This window comes from Mesorhizobium kowhaii (assembly GCF_042431665.1).
GTDB classification, from domain to species: Bacteria; Pseudomonadota; Alphaproteobacteria; order Rhizobiales; family Rhizobiaceae; genus Mesorhizobium; species Mesorhizobium kowhaii.
Map to the genome: position 1 here is coordinate 66,959 of NZ_JBHLYT010000008.1, position 21,850 is coordinate 88,808.

Genomic DNA, 21,850 nt, shown 5'->3' on the forward strand with positions numbered 1-21,850 from the left:
TTTGAGATGACGCTGAATCGAAACGAAAGCGCAGCAACCCTATTTCGGCATTTGCCGGCCCTGCTTGGGCATGCGGCTTTGCACGGTCTTGGGCTCGAGTGTCATGGCCGGTCCGCTTTCGGCCTCCAGGATGTCGGTCACCCTGGCAAAGCCGGTGAACACTTTCATGGCGTCGGATTCGGAGATCTGCGCGGCAATCGCCGCACTGCAGGCGTTGAGGGCGCTGCGATAGACATGGCCGCGCCGCTCGAGCGGCCACCGCTGCAGGAAGTCGGCGGCGTCGCTGACGCAGTCGATCTCTTCGATCTGGCCGTCCATCCGCACCTTGAGCGGCACTCCGGTCTTCATCGTACCCATTGCGCTCACCTTCACTCTGCGCGGGGCAAGAAACCTCGCTATAATCAACGCGCCACTCTGCCGGGCGGTTGCATCACATTTTCGGCCCGGCCCAGCCCACGTACCTTACTGCCCGGCCACTGCGTCCAGCCAGTCATAGGCGCGGCTTTTGGGCCTGGCCACCAATATGTTCTGTTGCCTGGCCGCCCTGGTGAGGGCGTCGAAGGCGATGCGCTGGCAACAGGTGCCGTCCACGGCCAGGGCGACGAGCCGAGCCGCCTCGACATAGCCAGGTGCAGTCTTGTCAGGCCATTGCTGCCCAAGCGCGTTGGCGGCCTCGGCCACCGAGCCGACCAGCATGGTTCTGTTGTCGCAAAAGCGCAGTGTAATCGGCATGAAGGCTGTCATCGTCGTGTCTCCCGTGGACGCCGCATGACGTCGCAAGATCGCGCTGGTTCCATCGCCGATCGTGAAGGCCTCGACCTCGAAAGCTTGGGTTCCTCGCCCCACGCAGTGGGGAGAGGTGGCTCGGCGTAGCCGAGACGGAGAGGGGGCAACCGTCACGAAGCCAGAGCCGGCTGAGGATGGGGCACGAGACCACGATCCGCCGCGCTGCCCCCTCTCTGTCTCGGGCTTCGCCCGAGCCACCTCTCCCCCGTTCCACGGGGGCGAGGAACCCAGGTTCTGCAAGGCCCAAGCCCAACACACCACACCGCCCAACCAGGAGCCACGCTATGAGCAAGAAGACGAGACCCGCCAAACCCCAGGCGCCAAAACTGCCGAAGGGCGAGGCCGAGCAGGTGCGCATCCGCCGCGAGATCGGCCATGATTTCGCGATGAAGGACGACGAATTCGGCCGCAAGCGGCTGGCCGCCGGCACGCTGGAGGCAGCGCGCGTCTACGAGGTGTCGAATGACGGCTACACCGCCACCGGCGGCATCGTGCGGGTGCGCACTATCGACCCGCTTCTGGGCATCACCTCGCTGTCGCGCCAGCAGCGCGAGGCAGGCCTGCGCTACCGCGAGGATTTCCGCTGCAGCCAGCAGGCAAGCGTCAAACCGATGCGCTGGACCGAGCGCGTCGACGGCGGCCGCCACGGCGGCGGCATCGCCGACAGCGTGCTCGACACCGGCCGCGCGCATGCCGCCGCCACCAGGGCGCTCTGCCATTGGGAAGTCGCCGCCGTGGTGCAGAAAGTCTGCTGCGCCGGTGGCTCGATCAAGAGCCTGGCGGAGCAGACCGGCGAGGGCAGGGATGTGGTAACCAAGCTGCTGAAGGTCGGGCTGGATCTGCTGGCGGTGCACTATGGGATGATGGTGGGGAGAAGGGTAGGGTGAGAGGCGATCCGACCGGCAATGCCGGCCAGATCAGTTTTCACAAGATCGGGTCATCCGCAGACGCGGATTTCCTCGATGATCCTGTGGTGATGGCGCCAGTGCTTGACCAGTTCGATGTGGCAACGGTGGTGCCGGTGGTAATAACGCGGCCTGTAGCCGTTGTCGTAGGCGTCGTACTGGTCATAGGGGCGATAGACGTAGCGATCGCCGTAGTCGCCATAACCATTGTAATAGTCGTTGCCGTAATAGTCGTCGGCATAGCCGCCGATGCCGATAGTGATACGAGCGCGGGCATCCACGGGGGCGATCATCGCCGCCGCCGAAGCAATGGCGATAACCGAAACAAGCAGGAGCTTTTTCATGGCTACCTCCTTTTCAAGGTTGACCTAATATAACCCCCGAGCCGCAGCCTCGTTCCACAGATTCGCAAGATGTAACGAACAATGCTACCGTCCCAATCTCCCCATCTGCCGCGCCAAAAACTCCACGAACAGCCTTGCCCGCACCGGCAGTTGCCGGCCGAAGGCGTGCACAATGTGCACCGGCATGGTTGGCATCGGCACATCAGGCAGGACGCGCATAAGGCGGCCGGTGTCGAGGTCGTCTTGCACGGCGACTTGCATTAGGTGGGCTATGCCGGCGCCGGATAGGGCGGCGTTTTTGATGGCACCGCCGTCGTCGGTGTCGAAACGGCCGTCGGGCACGATTTCGGTGCCGTCGGCGAAGGCGATGGGTTGCGGGCGGCCCGCCGAGACATAGCGGATGAAATCATGGCGCCGCAGGTCGGCGATCGAGGCTGGAAAGCCTCGACGCTGGAGAAAGGCGGGGGCGGCCACCAGCACGATTGGCAGGCTGGCGATGCGCCGCGCGGTGAGCCCGGCATCAGCCAGCGCGCCCATGCGCACCGCCACGTCATAATTCTCGCGGATCAGGTCGGCGTGGCGGTCGGTGACGCTGAGCTCCAGTTTCACCTCGGGTTGCTCGGCCAGGAACAGTTGCGCCCATGAGGCGATGAGGCCGCGGCCGAGCTCGACCGGGGCGGTGACGCGCAGCAGGCCGCGCGCCGTGCCGGTGCTCTGCACGATGTCCTGCGCATCGTCGAGCGCCCGCAGCAGCGGCGCCACGCGTTCGTAATAGGCGATGCCTTCGCTGGTCAGCCCCAGCCGGCGCGTCGAGCGCTGGATGAGTTTTGCGCCGAGCCGCCGTTCCAGCTTGGCGACGCTCTTCGACACGGCCGACGGGCTGGAGCCGATCAGCCGGCTGGCGGCCTGGAACGACCCGGCATCCACCGTGCGCACGAAGGCAACGAGGCCGGCGGTCTTTTCGAGGATGGTGGTCATTGCGGCATCATCGCATGTCGAGAAGGGTTGATTGCGGAATTTCAGGCAAGAAAGACTGGCCTGTTGTCAGGCTAATACGCTTTTTCGGCGCGCTTAAATACCGCTCATCGTCAGGGTTGCAAGGAGAGAATGGATGAGCAGTCTGAACGGCAAGGTCGCCATCGTCACCGGCGCATCGAAGGGCATAGGAGCAGCCACCGCCAAGGGGCTGGCGGCGGCGGGTGCCGCTGTGGTGGTCAACTATGCCTCATCGCGGGAAGGGGCCGAGCGCGTCGTCGCTGCTATCGAGGATGCCGGCGGCCGGGCGGTGGCGGTGAAGGGCGATGTCGCGCTGGCGGCAGATGTGCGCGGCCTGTTTGAAGCGGCAAAGTCCTCGTTCGGCGGCGTCGACATCCTGGTCAACAATGCCGGCGTGTTCCAGTTCGAGCCGCTGGAGGCGGTGACCGAGGCCGAGTTCCACCGCGAATTCGACACCAATGTGCTGGGCGTCGTGTTGACCATCCAGGAAGCGGTGAAGCATTTCGGGCCGGCCGGTGGCAGCATCATCAACGTCAGCTCTGTCGCCAGCTTCAACCCGCAGCCCAACTCGCTGGTCTATGCCGCCACCAAGGCGGCGGTGGATTCGATCACGCTGTCGATGGCGCGTGAGCTGGGCAGCCGCCACATCCGCGTCAACGCCATCGCGCCGGGCGGCGTCGACACCGAAGGGCTGCAGCGCGTCGGCATCGTTGGCAGCGAACACGAAAAGGCGCTGGTGGCGATCACCCCGCTCGGCCGCTTCGGCCAGCCCGACGACATTGCGAAAGTGGCGGTGTTTTTGGCCTCCGACGAGGCGGGCTGGGTGACTGGAGAGCGGATCACGGCGTCGGGTGGGTGGCGGTAGGGGGGTGAGAAGCGGTTCGCGCAGCGAACGAAAAGCCAATTGCTTGGCTTTTCGAGCTTCGAACGCCCTGTGCCTGCGAGGGTTAGGTGGCGCACGATCCACCTGCCGTGTCCCCGCCGCTTCGCAGCGTCCCGGCGTTCGCCGGCCTTTCATCGTGCCAGTGGCACGATGAATTCGCTTCGCGAACCGGCCGCTCACCCCACAAGGGGAGAAGGGAGAGCGCGCGTCTAAAACAGCGCCCGCTCCAGCGGCCCCTCCAGCGTCTCGGCAAACGCGGTGGCGAGGTGGTGGCGGTCGCGGAAGGCGAGCTTGCCGCCGATGAAGACGTGGCAGGAGGTGCGGCCGCAGAAGCGGTCGGTGAGGTCGACATAGAGCGTGTCGGGTACGCTGGTCACAACGGCGCGTTCGGCGGCGGCAGCAGTGTCATTGGCGGCGTCGGCCCTTGGCGTGTCGCAGTGCGGCGACGGCGCCTCGCGCCACCACAGCGTGCGCGCCACGCAGGAGTCGGCGAAGCTGGCGCTGATCGGTGTGTCGCGGATCACCGCCGCCTCGACGCCGGCCCGGCTGAAGGCCTGCAATGTCGAGCGCAGGCCGGCCTGCCAGCGCGCGGTCTCGGCGGTGCGGCTGGCGGCGGGCATGTCGCGCGTCAGATTGCCGATGGAGAATTCCGAGATCACCACCAGGCGCGGCTTGCGGGCGATGATGTCCGATATCGCCTGCTCGCGCCAGGCATCGCATTCGGTGTAGTCGCGCTTCAGCACGGTGTTGAAGGTCGAGAGCCGCGAGGCGCGGCACGATGATTTGAGATAGGTGACCACCCTGGTGTCGTTGCGCCTGGCCGCTTCGATCAGCGGCGTCGACCAGTGGTCGGCATGCGAATCGCCGAACAGCACGATGGTGTGGGCGGCGTCAGCCGCGCCGAACGTGCAGGGCTTGGGCGTCACCGTGTGGAAGTCGAGCAGGCAGCTCTTGTCGACGGCGCGCGCGATCGAGGGTTGTTCGGCCGCCTGCTCGATGCCGCGCTGCTCAGGGTCGATGTTGCGCTGCGCCAGATGCGCATTGGCATAGGCCACCGCCACGCCCGCACCCGTCAGCGCCAGCGCGGGAGCCAGCGCCTTGGCGCCCGCGGTCAGCCAGCCGGCGCGCCGTCCCGGGTTCTCGATCAGGTGATAGGTGAACAGCGACAGCGCCAACGCCAGCGCGCCGCAACCGAGGCGCTGCGGAACGCTGAGATCCGGCACCAGCATCTGCGCATAGACGATGACCGGCCAGTGCCAGAGATAGAGCGAATAGGACAGCGCGCCGATCCATTGCAGGGGTGGCAGCGACAAGGCGGCGGCCGGGCCAAAGGCCTGCCACTCGGCCCGCTTTCCGGCCTGCTCCGCGCCAACCCCGCTCAACAGCACCAGCACCGTGCCGGCGACCGGCAGCAGCGCATAATAGCCGGGAAAGGGCAGGTCCTCGCTCAGCCACAGATAGGCCGCCGCGATCAGCGCCAGGCCGAGCCAGCCAAGTGCAGACCGCAGCCACGGGCGGTGCAGCAGGAAGGTCGCAGATACCAGCGTCGCCAGGCCACCGGCGGCGAACTCCCAGGCGCGCAGCGGCGAGAAATAGAAGGCCCAGGCTGGCGCTGCGCTGGTCAACCAGGCGCAGGCGGCGAACGAGGCGAGGCAGGCCGCGCCGATCACGGCCACGGCCGTGCGCCGGCCCGGCCGCAGCCAGGCGGCCAGCAGAAGCAGCACCGGCCAGGCCAGGTAGAACTGCTCCTCCACCGACAGCGACCAGAAGTGGATGAAGGGATTGCTGGTGGCGTCGGCTGCGAAATAGTCGAACGACCAGCGCAGCAGCCACAGATTGATGGCATAGGCGGAGGCGAACATGGCGCCGCCCGAATAGAGCGCCTGCTCCTGCGGCGAGAGGATGAAATAACCGGCGGCCAGCGTGGCCAGGATGACGAACAGTGCCGCCGGCAACAGGCGCCGGGCGCGCCTGGCATAGAAGCGCCACAGATCGAGCCTGCCGGTGTCGCCGATCTCCTGCATGAGGTGGGTGGTGATCAGCCAGCCGGAGATGACGAAGAAGATGTCGACGCCGGCAAAGCCGCCGGGCAGGCCGGAGAGGCCGAAATGATAGGCGACGACGCCGCCGACGGCGAGTGCGCGCAATCCCTGTATGTCCGGCCGGAACGATGCTGCCACGATGGCTCCTTCGTGCAAGCCCAGCCCCATCGGCCCAGCCCCATTGGCAGGGTCGGCCGGGCAGGTTGATATCGCAATGCAACAAATCTATCGCAGTGCAACATGGCAGGAAAAGGGAGGCGGCACGTCAGGCGGGAAACAGGAATGCTGCCGCCGGATCGAAAAAGACCTGCCGGCTGCAGGGTGACACGTCCTGCGACTGCATGGCGGCAGAGGTCGGTCTGATGTCGACCCCCTCGCCGGCGGCAGTGCGCGCGACGATGCGCCGGCGCTCGCCATAGAAGGCGACGTCGACGATCTCGACGTTGAGCTCCGCGCTCGCCGGGCTCCGCTCCATGCCAAACGCTTCCGGCCGGATCATCAGCCTGGTCTTCTCGCCTTTGCCAAACGTGCCGTTGGCCCTGACCCCGGAGACGACAGAACCGTCGGCCAGCCTGATCGTTGCCGTGCCATCGGTGGTGTCGAGATGTTCGGCGGCGAGGAAATTCGAATTGCCGATGAAGCCGGCGACGAAATCGGTCGCTGGCCTGAGATAAAGGTCCTCGCCGCTGCCGGTCTGCTCGATGCGGCCATCCTTGAACAGGGCGATCCGGTCCGACAGATGCAGCGCCTCCTCCTGGTCGTGGGTGACATAAAGGATGGTGACGCCGGTCTCGCGATGGATGCGGCGGATCTCGGCCTGGATTTCCTCGCGCAGCTTCTTGTCGAGCGCCGACAATGGTTCGTCCATCAGCAGGATCGGCGGATCGTAGGCCAGCGCCCGGGCTAGTGCTACGCGCTGCTGCTGGCCGCCCGACAGTGCGCCCGGCAAGCGCGCGGCGAAGCTTTCGAGCCGCACCAGGGCCAGCATGGCGGCGACCTTCTTCTTCACCTCGGCCTCCGGCCGGCGGCGAACCCGAAGCGGAAAGGCGACGTTCTCGGCCACCGTCAGATGCGGAAACAGCGTGTAGCGCTGGAAGACCATGCCGATGTTGCGCTTGTGCGAGGGCACTGAAAGTAGCGACTTTCCTTCCAGCAGCACATCGCCGGAACTCGGATCCTGGAAGCCGGCGATCGCGTAGAGCGTCGTCGATTTTCCCGAACCCGAAGGCCCGAGGAAGGTCAGGAACTCGCCCCTGGGTATGTCCAGCGTGACGTCGTGCACGGCGGTGATTGCCCCGAACGCCTTGTGCAGATTGCGGATGGAGAGGAAGGGCTGGGTCATGTGCGGAACTTTCGCTGCAGCAACGCCGTCACCACCATCAGGGCAAGCGTCAGCCCGACGAGCAGGCTGGAGGCGGCGGCGATCACCGGGCTCAAATCCGACCGCAAACTGCCCCAGATCTTGACGGGCAAGGTTTGCAGGCTGGGGCTGGCCATGAAGATCGCCACCACGACTTCGTCCCACGAGGCAAGGAAGGAAAAGATCGCGGCGGAGAAGATGCCGATCCGGATCGACGGCAAGGTGATCCTGAGCCTGGCCTCGAGCGGGCTCGCGCCGCAGACGATTGCCGCGTCCTCGATCGACTTGTCGAAGCCTTCCAGCGCGGTGGCGATCGGGATGATGGCGAACGGCAGTGCCAAAACGGTGTGGGCGATGACGAAGCCGATGGTGGTGCCGCCGAGGCCAAGGCGAAGGAAGAAGGCATAGATGGCGATGGCGAAGACGACGACGGGCAGCACCATCGGCGTCAGCAGCAGGCCGCGCAGGATCTCCCGCCCGGCAAACTGTCCGCGAACCAGGGCAATGGAGGCGAGCAGGCCGATCGCTACCGCCAGGATCGCGGTCATGGTGGCGATCCGGGCGCTGGTCAGCGCCGCATCGAGCCAGGCCGGATCGGCAAACAGTTCCTGGTACCATTTGAGCGTCCAGCCGGGCGGCGGAAAGGCCAGCCAGCGGGACGAACCGAAGGAGAGCAGGACGATGAAGACGACAGGCAACAGAAGAAAGCCGGCGACCAGCGCGGTGAAGCCGAGCAGCGCAACCCGCAGCCAGCCCATGCGGTCATAGTCGAGCAGCATCTCAGATGCCTCCGCTCATGCGCCTGGCGCCGACGAGGCGTAGCTGCAGCGCGTAGAGCGCCATGGTGACGACAAGCAGGATGAAGGCGGCGGCGCTGCCGAGCCCCCAATTGAGCAGCGACTGGATCATCTGCGCGATCATTTCGGCAAGCATCATGTTCGACGTGCCGCCGAGCAGCGCCGGCGTGACGAAGTAGCCGAGCGACATGACGAAGACCATCAGGCCACCGGCCGCTATACCGGGCAGCGACAGCGGCAAAAGGATGCGGCGGAATGCCTGGAAAGGACTTGCGCCGCACAGTGCCGCGGCGCGCAGCGTCATCGGATCGATCGCCCGCAACGTGCCGACCAGCGGCAGGATCATGAAGGGCAGCATGATGTAGACCATGCCGATGGTGACGCCGGTGAGATTGTTGATGAGCGGCAGCGGCTGGTCGATGACGCCGGCGGCAATCAGCGTCCGGTTGATGACGCCGGTCCGCTGCAGCAGCACCATCCAGGCATAGGTGCGGGTCAAGAGATTGGTCCACATCGACAGGATGATGACGCCGAAGACGATCGAGGCCAGCGCCGAGGGCATGATCGCCAGCATCCAGGCAACCGGAAAGGCGACGAGGACAGTGGCGATCGTGACCACCGACGCGACCAGGAAGGTGTTGAAGAACACCCGCGCATAGGTGCCGTCGCCAAGCAGGGCGGCGTAGTTCTGCAGGCCGGGCTCGGGCTCCGTGACGCTGCGCAAAAGCAGGGCCAGAACCGGGACGACGAAGAACAGCACGATCAGGACCAGGGCCGGCAGCAGGCCACTGAAGCCCGCCGGCAGCCGCACCGTTCCAAAATTCCGACGTGTTTCGACCGACATGGCAGCGATCCGGGCTAAGGGACGAGACGGCGCGCGCCGTCTCGTCCCTTGCTGTTCAAGGGTCAGGCTTATTTCGCCTGCCAGGCATACCAGCGCGCCGCGATGGCGTCGCGATTGGCGGCCCAGTAGTTCATGTCGAGATTGATCTGTCCGTCGACATGGGCGTCCGGCAGCGATTTGACGGCATCGACCGGCATCTCGGCCTTGGCCTTGGTGTTGATCGGCGCATAGCCGCTGGCCTCGGCGAATTTCGCCTGGCCGGCTGGGCTGCTCGCCGCGGCGAGGAACTTCATCGCCGTGTCCTTGTTCTTGGCGCCCTTCGACACCACCAGGACGTCGGCCGCGGTCAGGTTCTGGTTCCAGGAGACGCCGACATCGGCGCCATCCTTCTCCAGCGCGAAGACACGGCCGTTCCACAGCTGGCCGAACGTCGCTTCGCCGGATGCGATCAATTGCTGCGACTCCGCGCCGCCGCCCCACCAGACGATGTCCGACTTGATGGTGTCGAGCTTCTTGAAGGCGCGATCGAGATCGAGCGGATAGAGCTTGTCGGCCGGAACGCCATCGGCCAGCAATGCGATCTCGATGACACCGGGCGCCGACCATTTGTAGAAGGTCCGCTTGCCCGGGAATTTCTTCAGGTCGAACATGTCGGCCCAGCCGGCCGGTTCACCCGAAACGGCGCCCTTGTTCCAAGCCAGCACGAAGGAATAGTAGAAACTGCCGACGGCATGGTCGGTGGTGAAGCGCGGATCGAGGTCGGCCTTCGGCACAGCAGCGAAGTCGATCGGTTCGAGCAAGCCGTCCTTGGCCGCCTTGATGGCGAAATCCATCTCGACGTCGACGACATCCCAGTTGACGCTGCCGCTGTCGACCATCGCCTTCAGCTTGCCGTAGTCGGTCGGGCCGTCCTGCATGACCTTGATGCCGGACGCGGCGGTGAACGGTTCGGCCCAGGATTTGGTCTGCGCTTCCTGGGTCGTCCCGCCCCAGCTGGTGAACACCATGTCCTCGGCCTTTGCGGCCGTCGTTGCCAGAAGTGTTGTTGCGAGCAGTGTCGTTGCAAGAAGGCGGGCAAGGGCGCCGGTGATGATCAGTTTCATGTCGTTCTCCTCTGTTTGTTTTCGTTGTTGGCTGTTCGCGATCGGCGTTTTCGCCTTGATCGCGAATCCCCGTCCGCGGCGGCTACCGCATGACAAAAGGATCGGGAATCGGGTCGTCCGAGATGCGTATCCACACCGACTTCGAACGCGTGTAGTCGCGGATCGCATCGAGGCCACCTTCGCGGCCGAGGCCCGACTGGCCATAGCCGCCAAACGGAACCAGCGGCGAGACGGCGCGATAGGTGTTGATCCAGACCACGCCGGCATGGATACCGCGCGCCATGCGATGGGCTTTTGCGAGATTGGTGGTGAACACGCCGGACGCCAGGCCGAACGGCGTGTCGTTGGCAAGCGCCAGGGCTTCGCCTTCCGCGTCGAAAGCGATGACGCTGAGCACGGGACCGAACAGCTCCTCGCGCACGCAGGGCAAGCCGGTGTTGTCATTGGCATCGATGATCGTCGGCGCGTAATAGAGGCCGCCGGCGTGACCGGCGGGCCTTTCGCCGCCGGTGACCAGCCGTCCACCTGCGGCAAGGCTTGCCGCAACGACCTTCTCAATCCATTCGCGCTGCCGCGACGTGGCCAGCGGTCCCATTTCGGTTGCGGGATCTTGCGGGTCGCCGATCCGGATCGCCTCGGCCTTGTGCTTGAGCCGGGCGAGGAATTCGTCCTTCACCGAACGCTCGACCAGCAGGCGCGAGCCGGCGACGCAGCTCTGGCCGGTGGCGGCGAAGATGCCGGCGACGACCGCGTTGGCGGCGCTGTCCAGGTCGGCATCGGCAAACACCACGACCGGGCTTTTGCCGCCGAGCTCGAGCGTCGTGTAGGCAAGATTTTCCGCCGTGTTCCTGACGATCTGCCGGGCGGTTGCCGGACCACCGGTGAAGGCGACACGGGCGATGAGCGGATGGCTGGTCAGGCGGTGCCCGCAATCATGGCCGAAGCCGGTCAGGATGTTCACGGTGCCAGCGGGAAAGCCGGCCTCATGGACGAGTTCGGCGAAGGCCAGCAGCGGGGCGGGGCCGTCTTCCGATGCCTTGAGGACGACGGTGCAGCCGGCCGCCAGCGCCGGCCCGAGCTTGACGGCGGACAGGAAGAGTTGCGAATTCCACGGCACGACCGCCGCGACGACGCCGATCGGCTCGGGCCGGATCGTCACCTCCATGTCCGCTTTGTCGATGGGGACAAACGAGCCTTCGTGCTTGTCGGCCAGCCCGCCATAATAGCGATAGTAGTCGCCAACATAGGCGATCTGGGCGCGGGTCTCGCGGATGATCTTGCCGGTGTCGCGCGTCTCGAGTTCGGCCAGCCGATCGGCATTGGCGACCACGAGATCGCCGAGCCGCACCAGAAGCTTGCCGCGCGCCGTTGCCGTCATTGCTGCCCACCGGCCGGAGCGCAGCGCCCGGTGAGCGGCTTCAACGGCGCGGTCGACGTCATCAGACGATGCAGCGGGCATCCTGGCCCATGCCGTGCCGGTCGACGGGTCGATGCTGTCGAAGGTCGCCGCCGCTTCGACGAAGCTGCCATCTATGTAGTTCCTGAATTCGACGGTGCTCATCGCGATCCCGCTTTCGGCTCGGAGAAGGCCGGCATGACCCTGTCGATGAAGAGCTGCAGCGACTTCTTCTTGCGCTGGTGGGAAAGGCCGCTGTCGATCCAGATCGAATACTGGTCGTAGCCGAGCGCCTCGTAAGCCTTCAGCCTGGCGATCACCTCGTCGGCTTCGCCGATGACGAGGTTCTGCCTGATCTTGTCGGGCGCATATTGCGGCATGGCCGCGATCTCGGCATCGGTCAGCGTTTCCAATATGCCCTGGCGCACCGGCTTCTTGTTCTGGAACCAGGCGCCGAACTGGCAGTAGAACTGCGACAGGTCCTGCGCGAGGCGGTCGGCATCGGCCGCGTCCTCGGCGACAAATGTATGCATCAGGAGCATGATTTCGGGCCGTGCTATGTCGGGGTGGGCACCACAAGCGGTGTTGAAGCGCTCCATCAGGCTGGTCACTTCGCCATCGCCAGAGGCCAGCGGCGTCACCTGGACGTTGCAAGCGTTGGAAACCGCGAAGTCGTGCGAGTTGGGGTCGCGCGCGGCCACCCAGATCGGCGGATAAGGCTTTTGCAGCGGCTTGGGCGACGAGGTGGTCGAAGGGAACGACCAGAACTCGCCGGCGAGTTCGAAATCGCCATCCCACAGGCCGCGGATCGCCGGCACCATCTCGCGCATGCGCTGGCCGGCGCCCCAGGCCTCGAGGCCCGGGAAAAGCCGCTCGTATTCGTAAGCATAGGCGCCGCGCGCAATGCCGATGTCGAGACGACCGCCGGTGATGACGTCGGCCATCGCCGCTTCGCCGGCAAGCTTGATCGGATGCCAGAACGGCGCGACGATGGTTCCGGTGCCGAGCCGGATCCGCCTGGTCTTGGCGGCGAGCCAGGCGATGTTGATGAACGGGTTGGGCGAGATGGTGAATTCCATCCCGTGATGCTCGCCGATCCAGGCGGTCTCGAACCCTGCCTCTTCGGCCTGCACAACCAGTTCTTCCAGCTCGCCAACAAGCTCGGAATGCGGCTTTGCCAGGTCCGATCGCTCCATGTGGACGAAAAGCGAAAATTTCATAGGCTTCACCCGCGACCGGAAAGAAGAACTGGCGAGGGCTTGGCGAGCGGCCGGACTTCGCCTTCGACCTCGTTGCCGACATAAACGCCGAATGCATCTTCCATGCGTTCGCGAGCATAGCGGGCAAGCATCGACCGCACCGCCGGGTCGGCGATCCTGAGATCGGCGATCTGCTCGATGTCGACGAGCCGCACATGGCGATCGTCGGAATAGGGGCCATCGACCGTTCCGCGATAGTAGACATGCGTGTGCGAGGGGGCGGCGGCATCGTCCCACACCGCGAACAGGAAGCCGAGCTGGGCGTCGATGGCCCTGGCGGCAAGGCGGCCCTTGAGGCTGCGCGCATCTTTCGGCGTGCCCAGTCCGCGCCCGGCCGGCAATTCATGAAACCCATCGGCCGTTTCGAAGAACAGCACACGGCCCTCGTTCTCCAGAATGGCGCCGACTTCCGTATCGGGGGGCGCTGCCGCCAGCGCTTCCTGGCTGAGGCCGGGCGTCACATAGGTGCCCCTGCAATAGCCGAGAGGCTGGGCTCCGTTGTGGCTGAAATCGCGGACGCGGCCGATGAGGATCGAATGATCGCCGGCATCGACCAGCTGCTGCATGGCGCAATCGAACACCGCAACCGAACCGTCGATCAGGGGATTGCCGGTCTGGCCCGGTTGCCAGGCCACGGCTGCGAACTTGTCGGCGGCCTTGGAGGCAAAGATGCCGGAGTGGGCCTTCTGGCTCTCCGACAAGATGTTGATGGCGAAGCCTTTCGATGTCGAGAAGGCGCTGTGTCCCAGCGCCTTCTTGGCGATGCAGACAAGCACCAGCGGCGGTTCGAGCGAGACCGAGGTGAAGGAGTTGGCGGTGAAGCCGCGCGGTTCGCCTTCAGCCCCGATCGTGGTGACGATGGTGACGCCCGTCAGGAAGGAGCCGAGTGCGCGCCGGAATTCGCCGCTGTCGAACGCGGCATCGGCCTGTGGCTTCTCGGCTTCCCCGGCGTCGAGAAAGGCGCTGATGTGTTGGGTCACCTTTTCGGGGGAGGCTATTGCCATCATGTGCCTTTCTCCGCTGAGCACCAGGCATTGGCCGTGCGGCGCAAGCCGCGCCATGGCCGCAGACATGGCCGGGGTCGAATTGCTGTCCTGCGAGCCGGTCATGAACAGGGCTGGTGCGGCGAGCCCCGCCAGCGCGTCGGCATGGTCGGCATCGGCACGGGCAAAGAGGCGATAGGTGCGTGCGTAGCCTTGCGCGTCGACGCCTTCAAGGGCGGTGCGTGCTGTGGCGGCCGCCCCGGCAAGGCTGGCCGGCAGCGGGTCGCCGAACCAGCGGGCAAGCGTTGCCGCGACGGCCGCAGCATCGCCATGCGCGCCGAGCGCGGCCGCGCGTTCGCGCACGGCCCGCGCCAGGGCCGGGGGGCGGCGGAAGACGGCGTTGAGGCAAACGATGGAGTGGACGCGCGAAGGCGCGCGAAGGGCGATTTCCAAGGCGACCAGCGCGCCCATCGAATGGCCGACGATCGATACCGAAGCGAGGCCGAGATGGTCGAGCAGGCGCACCGCCTGATCGGCGAAATCCGACAGCGTGGCATTCTCCGGTGGCAGAGGCGAAACGCCGTGGCCGAGCATGTCGATAGCGATCAGGTCGTGGCGGTCTTTCATCGAGGCGATCTGACCCTGCCAGATCGTCGCGTTCATGCCGACGCCGTGAATGAGCAGAACCGGCGCGCCGGAGCCGGCGCGGATGAAGCCGGTGCCGTCCGGAGCCGTGTTGCGGACCCATGCGGAGGCGGCGATATCAGCCATGCAGATCTCCGACCTCCTTGAGGTCCTGATAGCGGTCGCCGATACGGTGGTGCGGGCGGCCGCCGATCGAAGCGCCAAGCGCCACCACCAGCTCGTCGGGCGCGGGCGCGTCGCCGATCTGGAAATGCACGGTCAGATAGTGGGAGCGGCGGCCCTCGTCGTTCTTGTCCATCAGCGGTATCATGATCGGCGTGTTCGGCCCGCCGCGCAGGTTGGTGAAGGCGAGATAGGTCTTGGCGCCCACTGCGCGACGATAGTGATTGCCGAAGTGCAGCGTATGGATCAGCGCCGATGCGTGCTCGATCTCGCCCGAAGTGCCGCAGATCGCAGCCTTGCCATAGCCTTCTATCGCCTCGCCCGAGCCGGCGACGGCAATGATCTCGCGGGTCAGCAATTCGCCGAGGACGGGAGCAAAGGCGCGGATCTCCGGCGACAGGTCTTCGGTGAAACCGCGGCCGGCCCAGGGGTTCGTCAACACCGCGGCAACGCCGATCAGGCGCAACGGTTTCGGCGCCGCCTTGCCGCCCTCGATAAGCGTGTTCTCGATGTAGGTGACGGTCTTTCGAATGGCCGGTTTCATGAAAGTCCTCGGTCGCGATGGCGCCATGCGGCGCCGTCATCACTGTATCGTCTTATGGTATACCATGCTATGGAGCGCCAAGGACCTTGTCAATCGGCTTCGGAATCTGTTTTGTGACGGCGCGAGGGAAGGCGGAGAAGAAATGTCAGACGATACGCTGCGGATCGACCGCTCTGCCAAGACGTTGAGGACGCTGGCGCTGGAGCGCATGCGCGAGGCGATCATGGGCTTCCATTTCCAGCCCGGCGAAAGGCTGGTCGAGCGGCCGCTTTGCGATCAGCTCGGGGTGAGCCGTTCCGTCGTGCGCGAGGTTCTGCGGCAGCTGGAGGCGGAAGGCCTGGTGCAGATGATACCGGGCCATGGGCCTGCCGTGGCCAAGCCGGATCTCGGCCGTACCGACGAAATCTACGAATTGCGGGCGCTGCTGGAGGGCATCGCGGCGCGGACTTGCGCACTATCGGCCACCGACGCGCAGATCGCTTCGCTCGATGCCGCCTTGACGAACCTGCTTGATGCGTGGGCGTCAGGCGCGCCGGTCGAGGTGATGCGGGCGACGACCAAGTTTTACGAAACGCTGTTCGAGGCGGCCGACAAGCGCATTGCCTGGGAAATCGTGACGGGCCTGAATGTCCGCATCAACCAGCTGCGCTCGATGACCATCGCGTCGGAGAACCGCCGCGAGCCGGCGATCGCCGAAATGACCGAAATCATGGATGCCATCAGGTCGCGCAAGCCGGACGAGGCGGAGGCGGCGGCCCGGCAGCACGTCGAATCCGCCTGGCAGATCGCACGCAACACGCTTCGTCTTGGCTGACCGCGAACGCCCGCCGCCGGTGCATCAAGCCTCGCGCGCGAGGCTGGCCACCAGATTATCGACGCCGGGATCGTCGAGCCTGACGATATGGGCCATGCGCATCGCCTGTCTCAGGCTGATCCTGGTGACGTCCTGCCGCATGATGACCGACACGAAGGCTGGCCCCGGTCCGGCCAGGACGATGGCCCTGCCGACTAGGACCGGTTCCGAGATGGGGGCCCATTGCACGGCTATGATCGACGGCTCGCCGGTCTGGCGGCTGTTGATGCCGCTGAAATAGATCCAGTTCAGGCGCGAGATCACCACGCCATAATGGTTGCCGGGCGCCCGTGCTCCGCCCTGGCTGTCGCCTGGAGCCCAGCGCGTCGCTCGCCTGAAGGTGACCAGCTCGGCCTCACGCCGCACGAAGGTGACCGAGCGCATCAGAAGGTCGGGGCGGCCGGGGACCGAAAAATAGGTGAAATAGGTGCCACTGGCGATGGCGGGCGAGGGGGGACGCACCATGTTCTCGTAAAGCGTCTGGCGCAGCGATGCGTGGCCGTCGCTGGCCGCCGCGGCAGCGGGCTCGCGATACAGTTCGTTCTCGTCGATCTTGAAATACTCGCAGATCAGCCTGGCGGTGGCCTTGTTCGGAATGGCCTGGCCTTGCAGATAGCGCTCGAACTGGGTGCGGTTGATGCCAACCTCACGGCACACCGCACTCACGGAAGCGTGGCGTTGGATCAGCCGCCTGAGGTTGGCTGCGAGGTTCTCGCGAATTGGCACAACATCGCCCCCGCGACTGATGTACGACCACTTATACAAGCGGTAGCTTATATTACAGCAATCTCGCACATCGGAATGACTTCGCGAATGGGACCTTCGGCCAATACCGCAACCGGCAGTGCGCAGACTGTACGTTTTTGACAGTTTAGCTATGCAAGCCATGCAAATGGGCGTATTCCATTGCCAAGAGCGACCTCTATCGGCCACTCGACATCGTATGATGGAGGGCGGTTTGGATCATACCGACCTGGTCGAGCTTCTGGACTATACGCACACGCAATTGAGCAAGATACGCCAGGCGGTCGCCGCGAGCGACCACGCCGGCGCCATGTTCGCCATCGATTGCCTTGTCGGAGCGGCGGCCGAACAGGCGAAATGCAAGCTCGCAAGCCTGGAGCATGCCGGGTTGCCAATTGGCAGAGATGGGCCGATTGGCCGGCACAGCGCGACGGATGCCTTTGAAGGCGGTGTGGCACGGTCCAAAGTGACACCATCGGGCAAAGCGACACCATCGGGCAAGCCGGCGGCGCCGCGCGATCGCTCTTGATCAGGCCGCGCCGAACTCGCCGATCAGCCTGACATATTCGGCCTCGGCTTCGCCGTAACTGCCATTGGCGAGTTCTTCCAACCCGGCACGGTCGCGAATGACGATCTCGCCGCGACGCGAGCGGATCAGCGCACGGCCTTCCAGCAGCTGGAGCTCAACGGTGACGCCTGGCCGCCGTACACCAAGCATGATGGCCAGGAATTCATGGGTGATGGCGAGGCTTTCGCCGGGCACCCGGTCGTCGCACATGAGCAGCCAGCGCGCCAGCCGCTCCTCGAGCTTCAACCGTGCGTTGACGAGCGCGGTGCAGCCGGTCTGGGTCTGCAGGGAATTGACGAAGCGCAGCAGGAACAGTCGCAAGGTCGCACTTGCCTCTAGCACTGCATTGAAAGGGCCGGCTTCGATGCGGATGGCTTGGCCTTCGAGTTGCACAAAGCAGGCGTGCGCCGCACGGTCGTCGCCCATCACCAGGGAAGATCCGGTCATGCCTTCGAAACCGATGAAGCCCACTTCGGCCTCGTGGCCGCTCGTCGTCCTGGCGACCACCGAACCAATGCCCTGTTCGATGAAGTAGACGGCCTCGATCGGCACATTGGGGGTCGCCAGCATCATGCGCAGCGGCAGATCGCAACGCCGCATATGCGGCTCGAGCAGCGCCAGATCATCCGCAGACATGCGCCGCAACAGTTGATTTCGGTATTGGTGGTTCTTGTCGGGTTCAGATTTTTTATCGGGATTAGTCATGGCGCGGCCCACTGCAGGGCAAGAGCCATCCGATCTCCCAGCCGTCCGCGCCCGTAACAACGTGCCGACGATGGCCTGTATATAGGCGCTCTGAACGAAGAAACCTAGGAATACAGTATGGAATTCGATGCACGGCGTCCCCCCAACGTCCGTTTCGCATACGAAAAGATCGACCAGAGCGTTAGTGTCGGAAACGTACCAAGCACCTCTTGGTACAAAACCGACATATCCCTTGGGAGCTTCCGATCACGAGGACGGTCGATAAAATCCGCCGGCTAACGACAAAGCTCTATGTCGGTCGGCGAACCGTTCGAAAGCGTGGCCAACGACCCGCGCAGGTCTTCCGGCCAGCGAGAAGTGTACGATTTTTACGGTTGGAGCGGGATATTGACTCGTCCTGCGCTCGATTTCATTTTTCGAACCACAGCGTCAGGCAAGTGGGTCGCTGCTCCGAGCGGGGCTTCTCATGTCCAGCCTTAACAAGCGCCATCCCGGCTTCTATCCTTCCGATCTGCAACTGTGCCAACGCGTCTTCGATCAGGTCTGCTCCGAGCGCAAACTGGACCCGAAGTCGCCGGAGCCGGACGTGCAGCAGCTCGCAGCCACGGTGTTCTCGCTTTTCGAGAATGGCTGCAGCAATGAAACCGAATTGCTTGAGAGTTTCAGGTGGACTCGCCAATGACCAAAGTCCGGGTCACCTCCTCGACCCCCCGGGACTGAAAACGAGCCTTACGACACAGCGGTCTTTGCAAAGAAGCACGGCATGTCGCAGAAGGCCGCGGAGGTGTTGCTGTTCGCAAACGGACCATCCAGAACGGCCTGTGACGCTGCCGCACGCTCTTTTTTGGAAGCAGTCGCCCGGAGATCGAAAAAGCAGCAATGAATGCTGACGATACGCCTGGGCCGAAGAGCAGCGGCTCCGCCTGGGGCTCCTGCCAATGAATGCAAGCGATCCGTGACAAACTGCCTGATATGATGTGCTGGAACAGCTCGAAATCTCGACCTGCCGAGCGTGGTTTTGCGCCACCAGAAATGCGCGCCGCAACTATATCTTTGACAAACCTGCGGTTCGTTCGAGGACGGCAATCTGTCTATCCGCTTCAACCTGGGCGATTTGCATAGCGTATCGATTTCAATCACCGCCTCGATATGGCGCGCGTCAATGACAGCCTTGCGGGCAAGACGCAGGAACCCCTGACAACTCTGAGAGTGTCGACAACGCTGGGCTGGTCTGACACCGGTAGTCCTCCCTTGGGAGCTACGACCATAGCGAAGTGACAACGTTCCAACCCCCGAATTGACTCGCTATTTCTGTACGAAAGCGTACGCTTCTCAGGTCGTCCGCCTCCTACGGCACACGGACGTTTGGTAGCCAACTCAGGTGCTCCCGCCCTCTATGCGGTGACTGAAATGGCAGATGACTATTCAGGCGACAGGATATCGGCTTTCGACTGCGAGATTCTTCGCGGCGCCTTCAGAAAATCGGTCGTGGAAAAGCGCATCGCCGAAAGGGAATGGCGCATGCACGCCCGGCTTCTGGCGCGTGAATTGACCGAGCTTGACGAGATCGATCCGGACATTCTCGACTGGATCGTGCGCAAGTAGCCGTTGCTACCCGTCAGTTCTTGTCCACCGGCTTCGAACGCATCCTCGACACCGTCTCGCGTTCGGCGCGCTTGGAGCGCAGCGGCGGCAGGCCGCGATCGATCAGGTCCATGTCCTCCAGCACCATGTCGCCCATGCGCTTGAAGGCGATGTCGAGCGCGCCGGCACGGTGGGCCGAGCGCAGGAAGCCGGAAAGCGCCCGCACCGGATGATCCTGCGCCAGCGGCTCTTCCGGGAAGACGTCGCTGGCGGCGACGATGTGGCCGCTCCTGACCGCTGCCATCAGTGCAGGGAAGTCGACGACGCCGGCGCGGCTGAGCAGGATGAAGGCTGCCCCTTTGCGCATTGTCGCGAAGGCAGCGGCGCCGAGAAAGCCCTGGTTCTCGTTGGTCACCGAGGCGACGACGAAGACGAAGTCGCTCTGCGACAGCACCTCGTCGAGTGAGGCCGGCTCGACGCCGTTGTCGATCAGGATCGACGGCGGCAGCCAGGGATCGAAGACTTTTGTGCGGGTGCGGAAACCCGACAGCAGCCGGTTCAGCGCGCGGCCGAGATCGCCGAAGCCGATGATGCCGACATCGGCGCCCGAAAGCAGCCGGGCTGTCTGGTTGCCGTCGCCGCCCCACAGCTCCTCGCCGTGGCGGAAGGCGAGGTCGGCATCGACGATGTTGCGGGCGAGGTTGAGCGCCATGGCCAGGCCAAGCTCGGCCACCGGCTCGGCGAAGACCAGGCCGGTGGTGACGACATGGATGCCGCGCTCAAACAGCGTCTCGTAAGGCATGTTGTTGATCAGGTTGGTCTCGACATTGAAGACGCAGCGCAGTGCCTTCATCTTCTCGAGCGTTTCAGGCGTGATCGGCGGCTGGCCGACGATGTAGCGGGCTTCAGCCAGCACATCGGCCGGCAACTTCGCCACGCCATCGGGCGTCGTCTCGACGATGCGGTATTTTTTCCGCAGGCGCAGCAGTTGCGGCGGCGTGAAGATGAGGTCAAGCGTGCGCGGTTCCGGCGCGCTGATCACCAGCGGCAAGGTGTTGTTTGACATTGGCAATTCCTCCCGGCGCGATCCTCATCGCACATTTTTTAGTTTGTGCATGTCGTTGTCCCAAAACCGCTGCACACTTTTGGGCGACGTGCACGGAGACAAAATACCTCTGATTAAACGATTTACAACTGCGAAAAATCGATTTACTCATTTGGCAGCGGACGAAAAATGCTGACGTTCGCGCCTCGGGAGGAGGACCAATGGCGCATAGGCAGGCCCAGCAGCGGCGTCCGTCGATCCACGACGTGGCAAGCCATGCCGGCGTGTCGGCCGCCACCGTCTCCAAGGTCATGGCCGGCGTCACCACGGTGAAGCCCGAGAATGCGCAGCGCGTCTTCGATGCCGTCGAGCTTTTGGGCTATCGCGTCGATCCGCTGGCCTCCGACATGCGGCGGGCCAAGCGCCGCATCATCGGCGCCATCATGCCCGAGTTCGAGAGCGAGTTCTTCGGCCAGATGGTCACGCAGCTCGAAAGCCTGGCCGAGCAGCGCGGCTATACGCTGGTGGCCGCATCGAGCCGCGAATCCGAAGCGCGCGAAAAGGAAATCCTCGAACGCATGCATGACTGGCGGGTGGCCGGCGTGGTGCTGGCGCCGGTGCGCAACGAGCACGGCCCGGCGGCTGAATTCATGAAGGCCAACGGCATGACCGGCGTGCTGATCGACCGCGTGCTGTCTGACGACGCCTTCGACACCGTGTCGGCCGATAGTGCGGCGGCAAGTGCCGAGGTGGCGCGCGAGCTGATCGGCAAGGGCCACCGCCACATCCTGGTTGTCGGCCTTGGCGAACAGGCGGCGACCGTGCGCGCTCGCCTCGACGGCTTCCGTGGCACCGCATTGGCGCTGGCGCCGGATGTCCGCATCGACGTCGTGCTTGCCGAAAGCGATGTCGAACCGCTGCGGGCGCAATTGCGCGACTACTTCGATCAAGGCGAGGGTGGGAGCAGGGGCAACCGCCCGACGGCCGTCTATTCGCTGTTCCTCAAGGGCACGCTGGTGGCGCTGTCCGAGTTCCGCCGGCGCGGCTGGCACTGTCCCAACGACATTTCTCTGGTCGGCTTCGACGATGCCGAATGGATGCAGGTGACATGGCCGGCCATCGCCGCCGTGGTGCAGCCGGTGCGCCAGATCGCCGGCCACGCCATGGAGGCGTTGTTCGCCAGGATTGAAGGTGGGGAGGGGCCGCCGAGAGCGCGGCTCGAGCCTTGCCAGGTTTTGATGCGGGAATCCGTTGGCTCGCCAGGCAACGGCCCGCATTCCGGGGGAGGAAACCGACAATAGC

General features: G+C 64.6%; 23 protein-coding genes. 7 read left to right on the top strand and 16 right to left on the bottom strand.

The annotated features are described in order from the left end of the window. Positions 1-39 precede the first annotated feature (39 nt). On the bottom strand, positions 40-357 hold the full coding sequence (locus ACFFNA_RS10065; RefSeq protein ID WP_111543283.1) for a DUF982 domain-containing protein: 318 nt from the start codon (positions 355-357) through the stop codon (positions 40-42). A 105-nt stretch (positions 358-462) separates the two neighbouring features. Then, positions 463-744, bottom strand: coding sequence for a DUF982 domain-containing protein (locus tag ACFFNA_RS10070; RefSeq protein WP_378917841.1), 282 nt, complete (start codon positions 742-744; stop codon positions 463-465). A gap of 326 nt (positions 745-1,070) precedes the next feature. Here ACFFNA_RS10070 and ACFFNA_RS10075 point away from each other — a divergent pair, with 326 nt between their 5' ends. After that, positions 1,071-1,673, top strand: a complete 603-nt coding sequence (locus ACFFNA_RS10075; RefSeq protein ID WP_378917843.1) for a DUF6456 domain-containing protein — start codon at positions 1,071-1,073, stop codon at positions 1,671-1,673. A gap of 50 nt (positions 1,674-1,723) precedes the next feature. Here ACFFNA_RS10075 and ACFFNA_RS10080 read toward each other — a convergent pair whose 3' ends face one another. Then, positions 1,724-2,035, bottom strand: a complete 312-nt coding sequence (locus tag ACFFNA_RS10080; protein WP_378917845.1) for a hypothetical protein — start codon at positions 2,033-2,035, stop codon at positions 1,724-1,726. Between the two features lie 84 nt (positions 2,036-2,119). Next, entirely contained in the window at positions 2,120-3,013 is an 894-nt protein-coding gene (locus ACFFNA_RS10085) for a LysR family transcriptional regulator (RefSeq protein WP_378917847.1), read from the bottom strand. Positions 3,014-3,146: 133 nt separating this feature from the next. Between ACFFNA_RS10085 and ACFFNA_RS10090 the strand changes: the two genes are divergently transcribed. Further along, the gene (locus ACFFNA_RS10090) at positions 3,147-3,896 is read left to right on the top strand and encodes an SDR family NAD(P)-dependent oxidoreductase (protein ID WP_378917849.1); all 750 of its coding nucleotides are present in this window, start codon (positions 3,147-3,149) and stop codon (positions 3,894-3,896) included. 227 nt (positions 3,897-4,123) lie between these two features. Here ACFFNA_RS10090 and ACFFNA_RS10095 read toward each other — a convergent pair whose 3' ends face one another. The 9 genes from ACFFNA_RS10095 to ACFFNA_RS10135 form a co-directional block, all read right to left on the bottom strand. Further along, positions 4,124-6,094: an acyltransferase family protein gene (locus ACFFNA_RS10095; protein WP_378917851.1), complete on the bottom strand. Its 1,971-nt coding sequence runs from the start codon at positions 6,092-6,094 to the stop codon at positions 4,124-4,126. Between the two features lie 127 nt (positions 6,095-6,221). Next, complete coding sequence (locus ACFFNA_RS10100; protein WP_378917853.1) at positions 6,222-7,298, bottom strand: ABC transporter ATP-binding protein; 1,077 nt, start codon at positions 7,296-7,298, stop codon at positions 6,222-6,224. Continuing rightward, positions 7,295-8,095: an ABC transporter permease gene (locus ACFFNA_RS10105; RefSeq protein ID WP_378917855.1), complete on the bottom strand. Its 801-nt coding sequence runs from the start codon at positions 8,093-8,095 to the stop codon at positions 7,295-7,297. Before ACFFNA_RS10105 ends, ACFFNA_RS10100 begins: the two co-directional genes overlap by 4 nt. A 1-nt stretch (position 8,096) precedes the next feature. Next, positions 8,097-8,957, bottom strand: a complete 861-nt coding sequence (locus tag ACFFNA_RS10110) for an ABC transporter permease (RefSeq protein WP_378917857.1) — start codon at positions 8,955-8,957, stop codon at positions 8,097-8,099. A gap of 68 nt (positions 8,958-9,025) precedes the next feature. After that, on the bottom strand, positions 9,026-10,060 hold the full coding sequence (locus tag ACFFNA_RS10115) for an ABC transporter substrate-binding protein (RefSeq protein WP_378917859.1): 1,035 nt from the start codon (positions 10,058-10,060) through the stop codon (positions 9,026-9,028). 82 nt (positions 10,061-10,142) lie between these two features. Then, entirely contained in the window at positions 10,143-11,621 is a 1,479-nt protein-coding gene (locus ACFFNA_RS10120) for an aldehyde dehydrogenase (protein WP_378917861.1), read from the bottom strand. Then, on the bottom strand, positions 11,618-12,676 hold the full coding sequence (locus tag ACFFNA_RS10125) for an LLM class flavin-dependent oxidoreductase (RefSeq protein ID WP_111543292.1): 1,059 nt from the start codon (positions 12,674-12,676) through the stop codon (positions 11,618-11,620). Before ACFFNA_RS10125 ends, ACFFNA_RS10120 begins: the two co-directional genes overlap by 4 nt. Before the next feature lie 5 nt (positions 12,677-12,681). Then, positions 12,682-14,469 carry an alpha/beta fold hydrolase gene (locus tag ACFFNA_RS10130; RefSeq protein ID WP_378917862.1) on the bottom strand — a complete coding sequence of 596 codons (1,788 nt, stop codon included), beginning with the start codon at positions 14,467-14,469 and terminating at the stop codon, positions 12,682-12,684. Continuing rightward, entirely contained in the window at positions 14,462-15,049 is a 588-nt protein-coding gene (locus ACFFNA_RS10135) for an amino acid synthesis family protein (protein ID WP_378917864.1), read from the bottom strand. The genes ACFFNA_RS10130 and ACFFNA_RS10135 overlap by 8 nt, the downstream gene beginning before the upstream one ends. A 142-nt stretch (positions 15,050-15,191) precedes the next feature. On the opposite strand from ACFFNA_RS10135, the gene ACFFNA_RS10140 reads away from it, so the two are divergent. Then, positions 15,192-15,863, top strand: coding sequence for a GntR family transcriptional regulator (locus tag ACFFNA_RS10140; RefSeq protein ID WP_378917866.1), 672 nt, complete (start codon positions 15,192-15,194; stop codon positions 15,861-15,863). A 24-nt stretch (positions 15,864-15,887) separates the two neighbouring features. Here ACFFNA_RS10140 and ACFFNA_RS10145 read toward each other — a convergent pair whose 3' ends face one another. Next, complete coding sequence (locus tag ACFFNA_RS10145; RefSeq protein WP_378917867.1) at positions 15,888-16,628, bottom strand: helix-turn-helix domain-containing protein; 741 nt, start codon at positions 16,626-16,628, stop codon at positions 15,888-15,890. Between the two features lie 232 nt (positions 16,629-16,860). Between ACFFNA_RS10145 and ACFFNA_RS10150 the strand changes: the two genes are divergently transcribed. Further along, positions 16,861-17,175 (top strand): hypothetical protein, encoded by a 315-nt coding sequence (locus tag ACFFNA_RS10150; RefSeq protein ID WP_378917869.1) that lies wholly within the window; start codon positions 16,861-16,863, stop codon positions 17,173-17,175. On the opposite strand, the gene ACFFNA_RS10155 is transcribed toward ACFFNA_RS10150, so the two are convergent. Next, positions 17,176-17,919 carry a Crp/Fnr family transcriptional regulator gene (locus tag ACFFNA_RS10155; protein ID WP_378917871.1) on the bottom strand — a complete coding sequence of 248 codons (744 nt, stop codon included), beginning with the start codon at positions 17,917-17,919 and terminating at the stop codon, positions 17,176-17,178. It lies immediately after the preceding gene. A gap of 466 nt (positions 17,920-18,385) precedes the next feature. On the opposite strand from ACFFNA_RS10155, the gene ACFFNA_RS10160 reads away from it, so the two are divergent. Continuing rightward, positions 18,386-18,601 (top strand): hypothetical protein, encoded by a 216-nt coding sequence (locus ACFFNA_RS10160; RefSeq protein WP_111543297.1) that lies wholly within the window; start codon positions 18,386-18,388, stop codon positions 18,599-18,601. 728 nt (positions 18,602-19,329) lie between these two features. After that, the gene (locus ACFFNA_RS10165; RefSeq protein WP_111543300.1) at positions 19,330-19,524 is read left to right on the top strand and encodes a hypothetical protein; all 195 of its coding nucleotides are present in this window, start codon (positions 19,330-19,332) and stop codon (positions 19,522-19,524) included. A 13-nt stretch (positions 19,525-19,537) separates the two neighbouring features. Here ACFFNA_RS10165 and ACFFNA_RS10170 read toward each other — a convergent pair whose 3' ends face one another. After that, the gene (locus ACFFNA_RS10170; protein ID WP_378917873.1) at positions 19,538-20,569 is read right to left on the bottom strand and encodes a hydroxyacid dehydrogenase; all 1,032 of its coding nucleotides are present in this window, start codon (positions 20,567-20,569) and stop codon (positions 19,538-19,540) included. A 200-nt stretch (positions 20,570-20,769) separates the two neighbouring features. Here ACFFNA_RS10170 and ACFFNA_RS10175 point away from each other — a divergent pair, with 200 nt between their 5' ends. Further along, positions 20,770-21,849 (top strand): LacI family DNA-binding transcriptional regulator, encoded by a 1,080-nt coding sequence (locus ACFFNA_RS10175; protein WP_111543302.1) that lies wholly within the window; start codon positions 20,770-20,772, stop codon positions 21,847-21,849. The last annotated feature ends 1 nt before the right edge of the window (position 21,850 follow it).

What these genes read in the sequence shown, in the direction of transcription:
- ACFFNA_RS10065 (WP_111543283.1), bottom strand. Translation starts at nt 357, where the DNA reads ATGGGTACGATGAAGACCGGAGTGCCGCTCAAGGTGCGGATGGACGGC.
- ACFFNA_RS10070 (WP_378917841.1), bottom strand. Translation starts at nt 744, where the DNA reads ATGACAGCCTTCATGCCGATTACACTGCGCTTTTGCGACAACAGAACC.
- ACFFNA_RS10075 (WP_378917843.1), top strand. Translation starts at nt 1,071, where the DNA reads ATGAGCAAGAAGACGAGACCCGCCAAACCCCAGGCGCCAAAACTGCCG.
- ACFFNA_RS10080 (WP_378917845.1), bottom strand. Translation starts at nt 2,035, where the DNA reads ATGAAAAAGCTCCTGCTTGTTTCGGTTATCGCCATTGCTTCGGCGGCG.
- ACFFNA_RS10085 (WP_378917847.1), bottom strand. Translation starts at nt 3,013, where the DNA reads ATGACCACCATCCTCGAAAAGACCGCCGGCCTCGTTGCCTTCGTGCGC.
- ACFFNA_RS10090 (WP_378917849.1), top strand. Translation starts at nt 3,147, where the DNA reads ATGAGCAGTCTGAACGGCAAGGTCGCCATCGTCACCGGCGCATCGAAG.
- ACFFNA_RS10100 (WP_378917853.1), bottom strand. Translation starts at nt 7,298, where the DNA reads ATGACCCAGCCCTTCCTCTCCATCCGCAATCTGCACAAGGCGTTCGGG.
- ACFFNA_RS10105 (WP_378917855.1), bottom strand. Translation starts at nt 8,095, where the DNA reads ATGCTGCTCGACTATGACCGCATGGGCTGGCTGCGGGTTGCGCTGCTC.
- ACFFNA_RS10110 (WP_378917857.1), bottom strand. Translation starts at nt 8,957, where the DNA reads ATGTCGGTCGAAACACGTCGGAATTTTGGAACGGTGCGGCTGCCGGCG.
- ACFFNA_RS10115 (WP_378917859.1), bottom strand. Translation starts at nt 10,060, where the DNA reads ATGAAACTGATCATCACCGGCGCCCTTGCCCGCCTTCTTGCAACGACA.
- ACFFNA_RS10120 (WP_378917861.1), bottom strand. Translation starts at nt 11,621, where the DNA reads ATGAGCACCGTCGAATTCAGGAACTACATAGATGGCAGCTTCGTCGAA.
- ACFFNA_RS10125 (WP_111543292.1), bottom strand. Translation starts at nt 12,676, where the DNA reads ATGAAATTTTCGCTTTTCGTCCACATGGAGCGATCGGACCTGGCAAAG.
- ACFFNA_RS10130 (WP_378917862.1), bottom strand. Translation starts at nt 14,469, where the DNA reads ATGGCTGATATCGCCGCCTCCGCATGGGTCCGCAACACGGCTCCGGAC.
- ACFFNA_RS10135 (WP_378917864.1), bottom strand. Translation starts at nt 15,049, where the DNA reads ATGAAACCGGCCATTCGAAAGACCGTCACCTACATCGAGAACACGCTT.
- ACFFNA_RS10140 (WP_378917866.1), top strand. Translation starts at nt 15,192, where the DNA reads ATGTCAGACGATACGCTGCGGATCGACCGCTCTGCCAAGACGTTGAGG.
- ACFFNA_RS10155 (WP_378917871.1), bottom strand. Translation starts at nt 17,919, where the DNA reads ATGACTAATCCCGATAAAAAATCTGAACCCGACAAGAACCACCAATAC.
- ACFFNA_RS10160 (WP_111543297.1), top strand. Translation starts at nt 18,386, where the DNA reads ATGTCCAGCCTTAACAAGCGCCATCCCGGCTTCTATCCTTCCGATCTG.
- ACFFNA_RS10165 (WP_111543300.1), top strand. Translation starts at nt 19,330, where the DNA reads ATGGCAGATGACTATTCAGGCGACAGGATATCGGCTTTCGACTGCGAG.
- ACFFNA_RS10170 (WP_378917873.1), bottom strand. Translation starts at nt 20,569, where the DNA reads ATGTCAAACAACACCTTGCCGCTGGTGATCAGCGCGCCGGAACCGCGC.
- ACFFNA_RS10175 (WP_111543302.1), top strand. Translation starts at nt 20,770, where the DNA reads ATGGCGCATAGGCAGGCCCAGCAGCGGCGTCCGTCGATCCACGACGTG.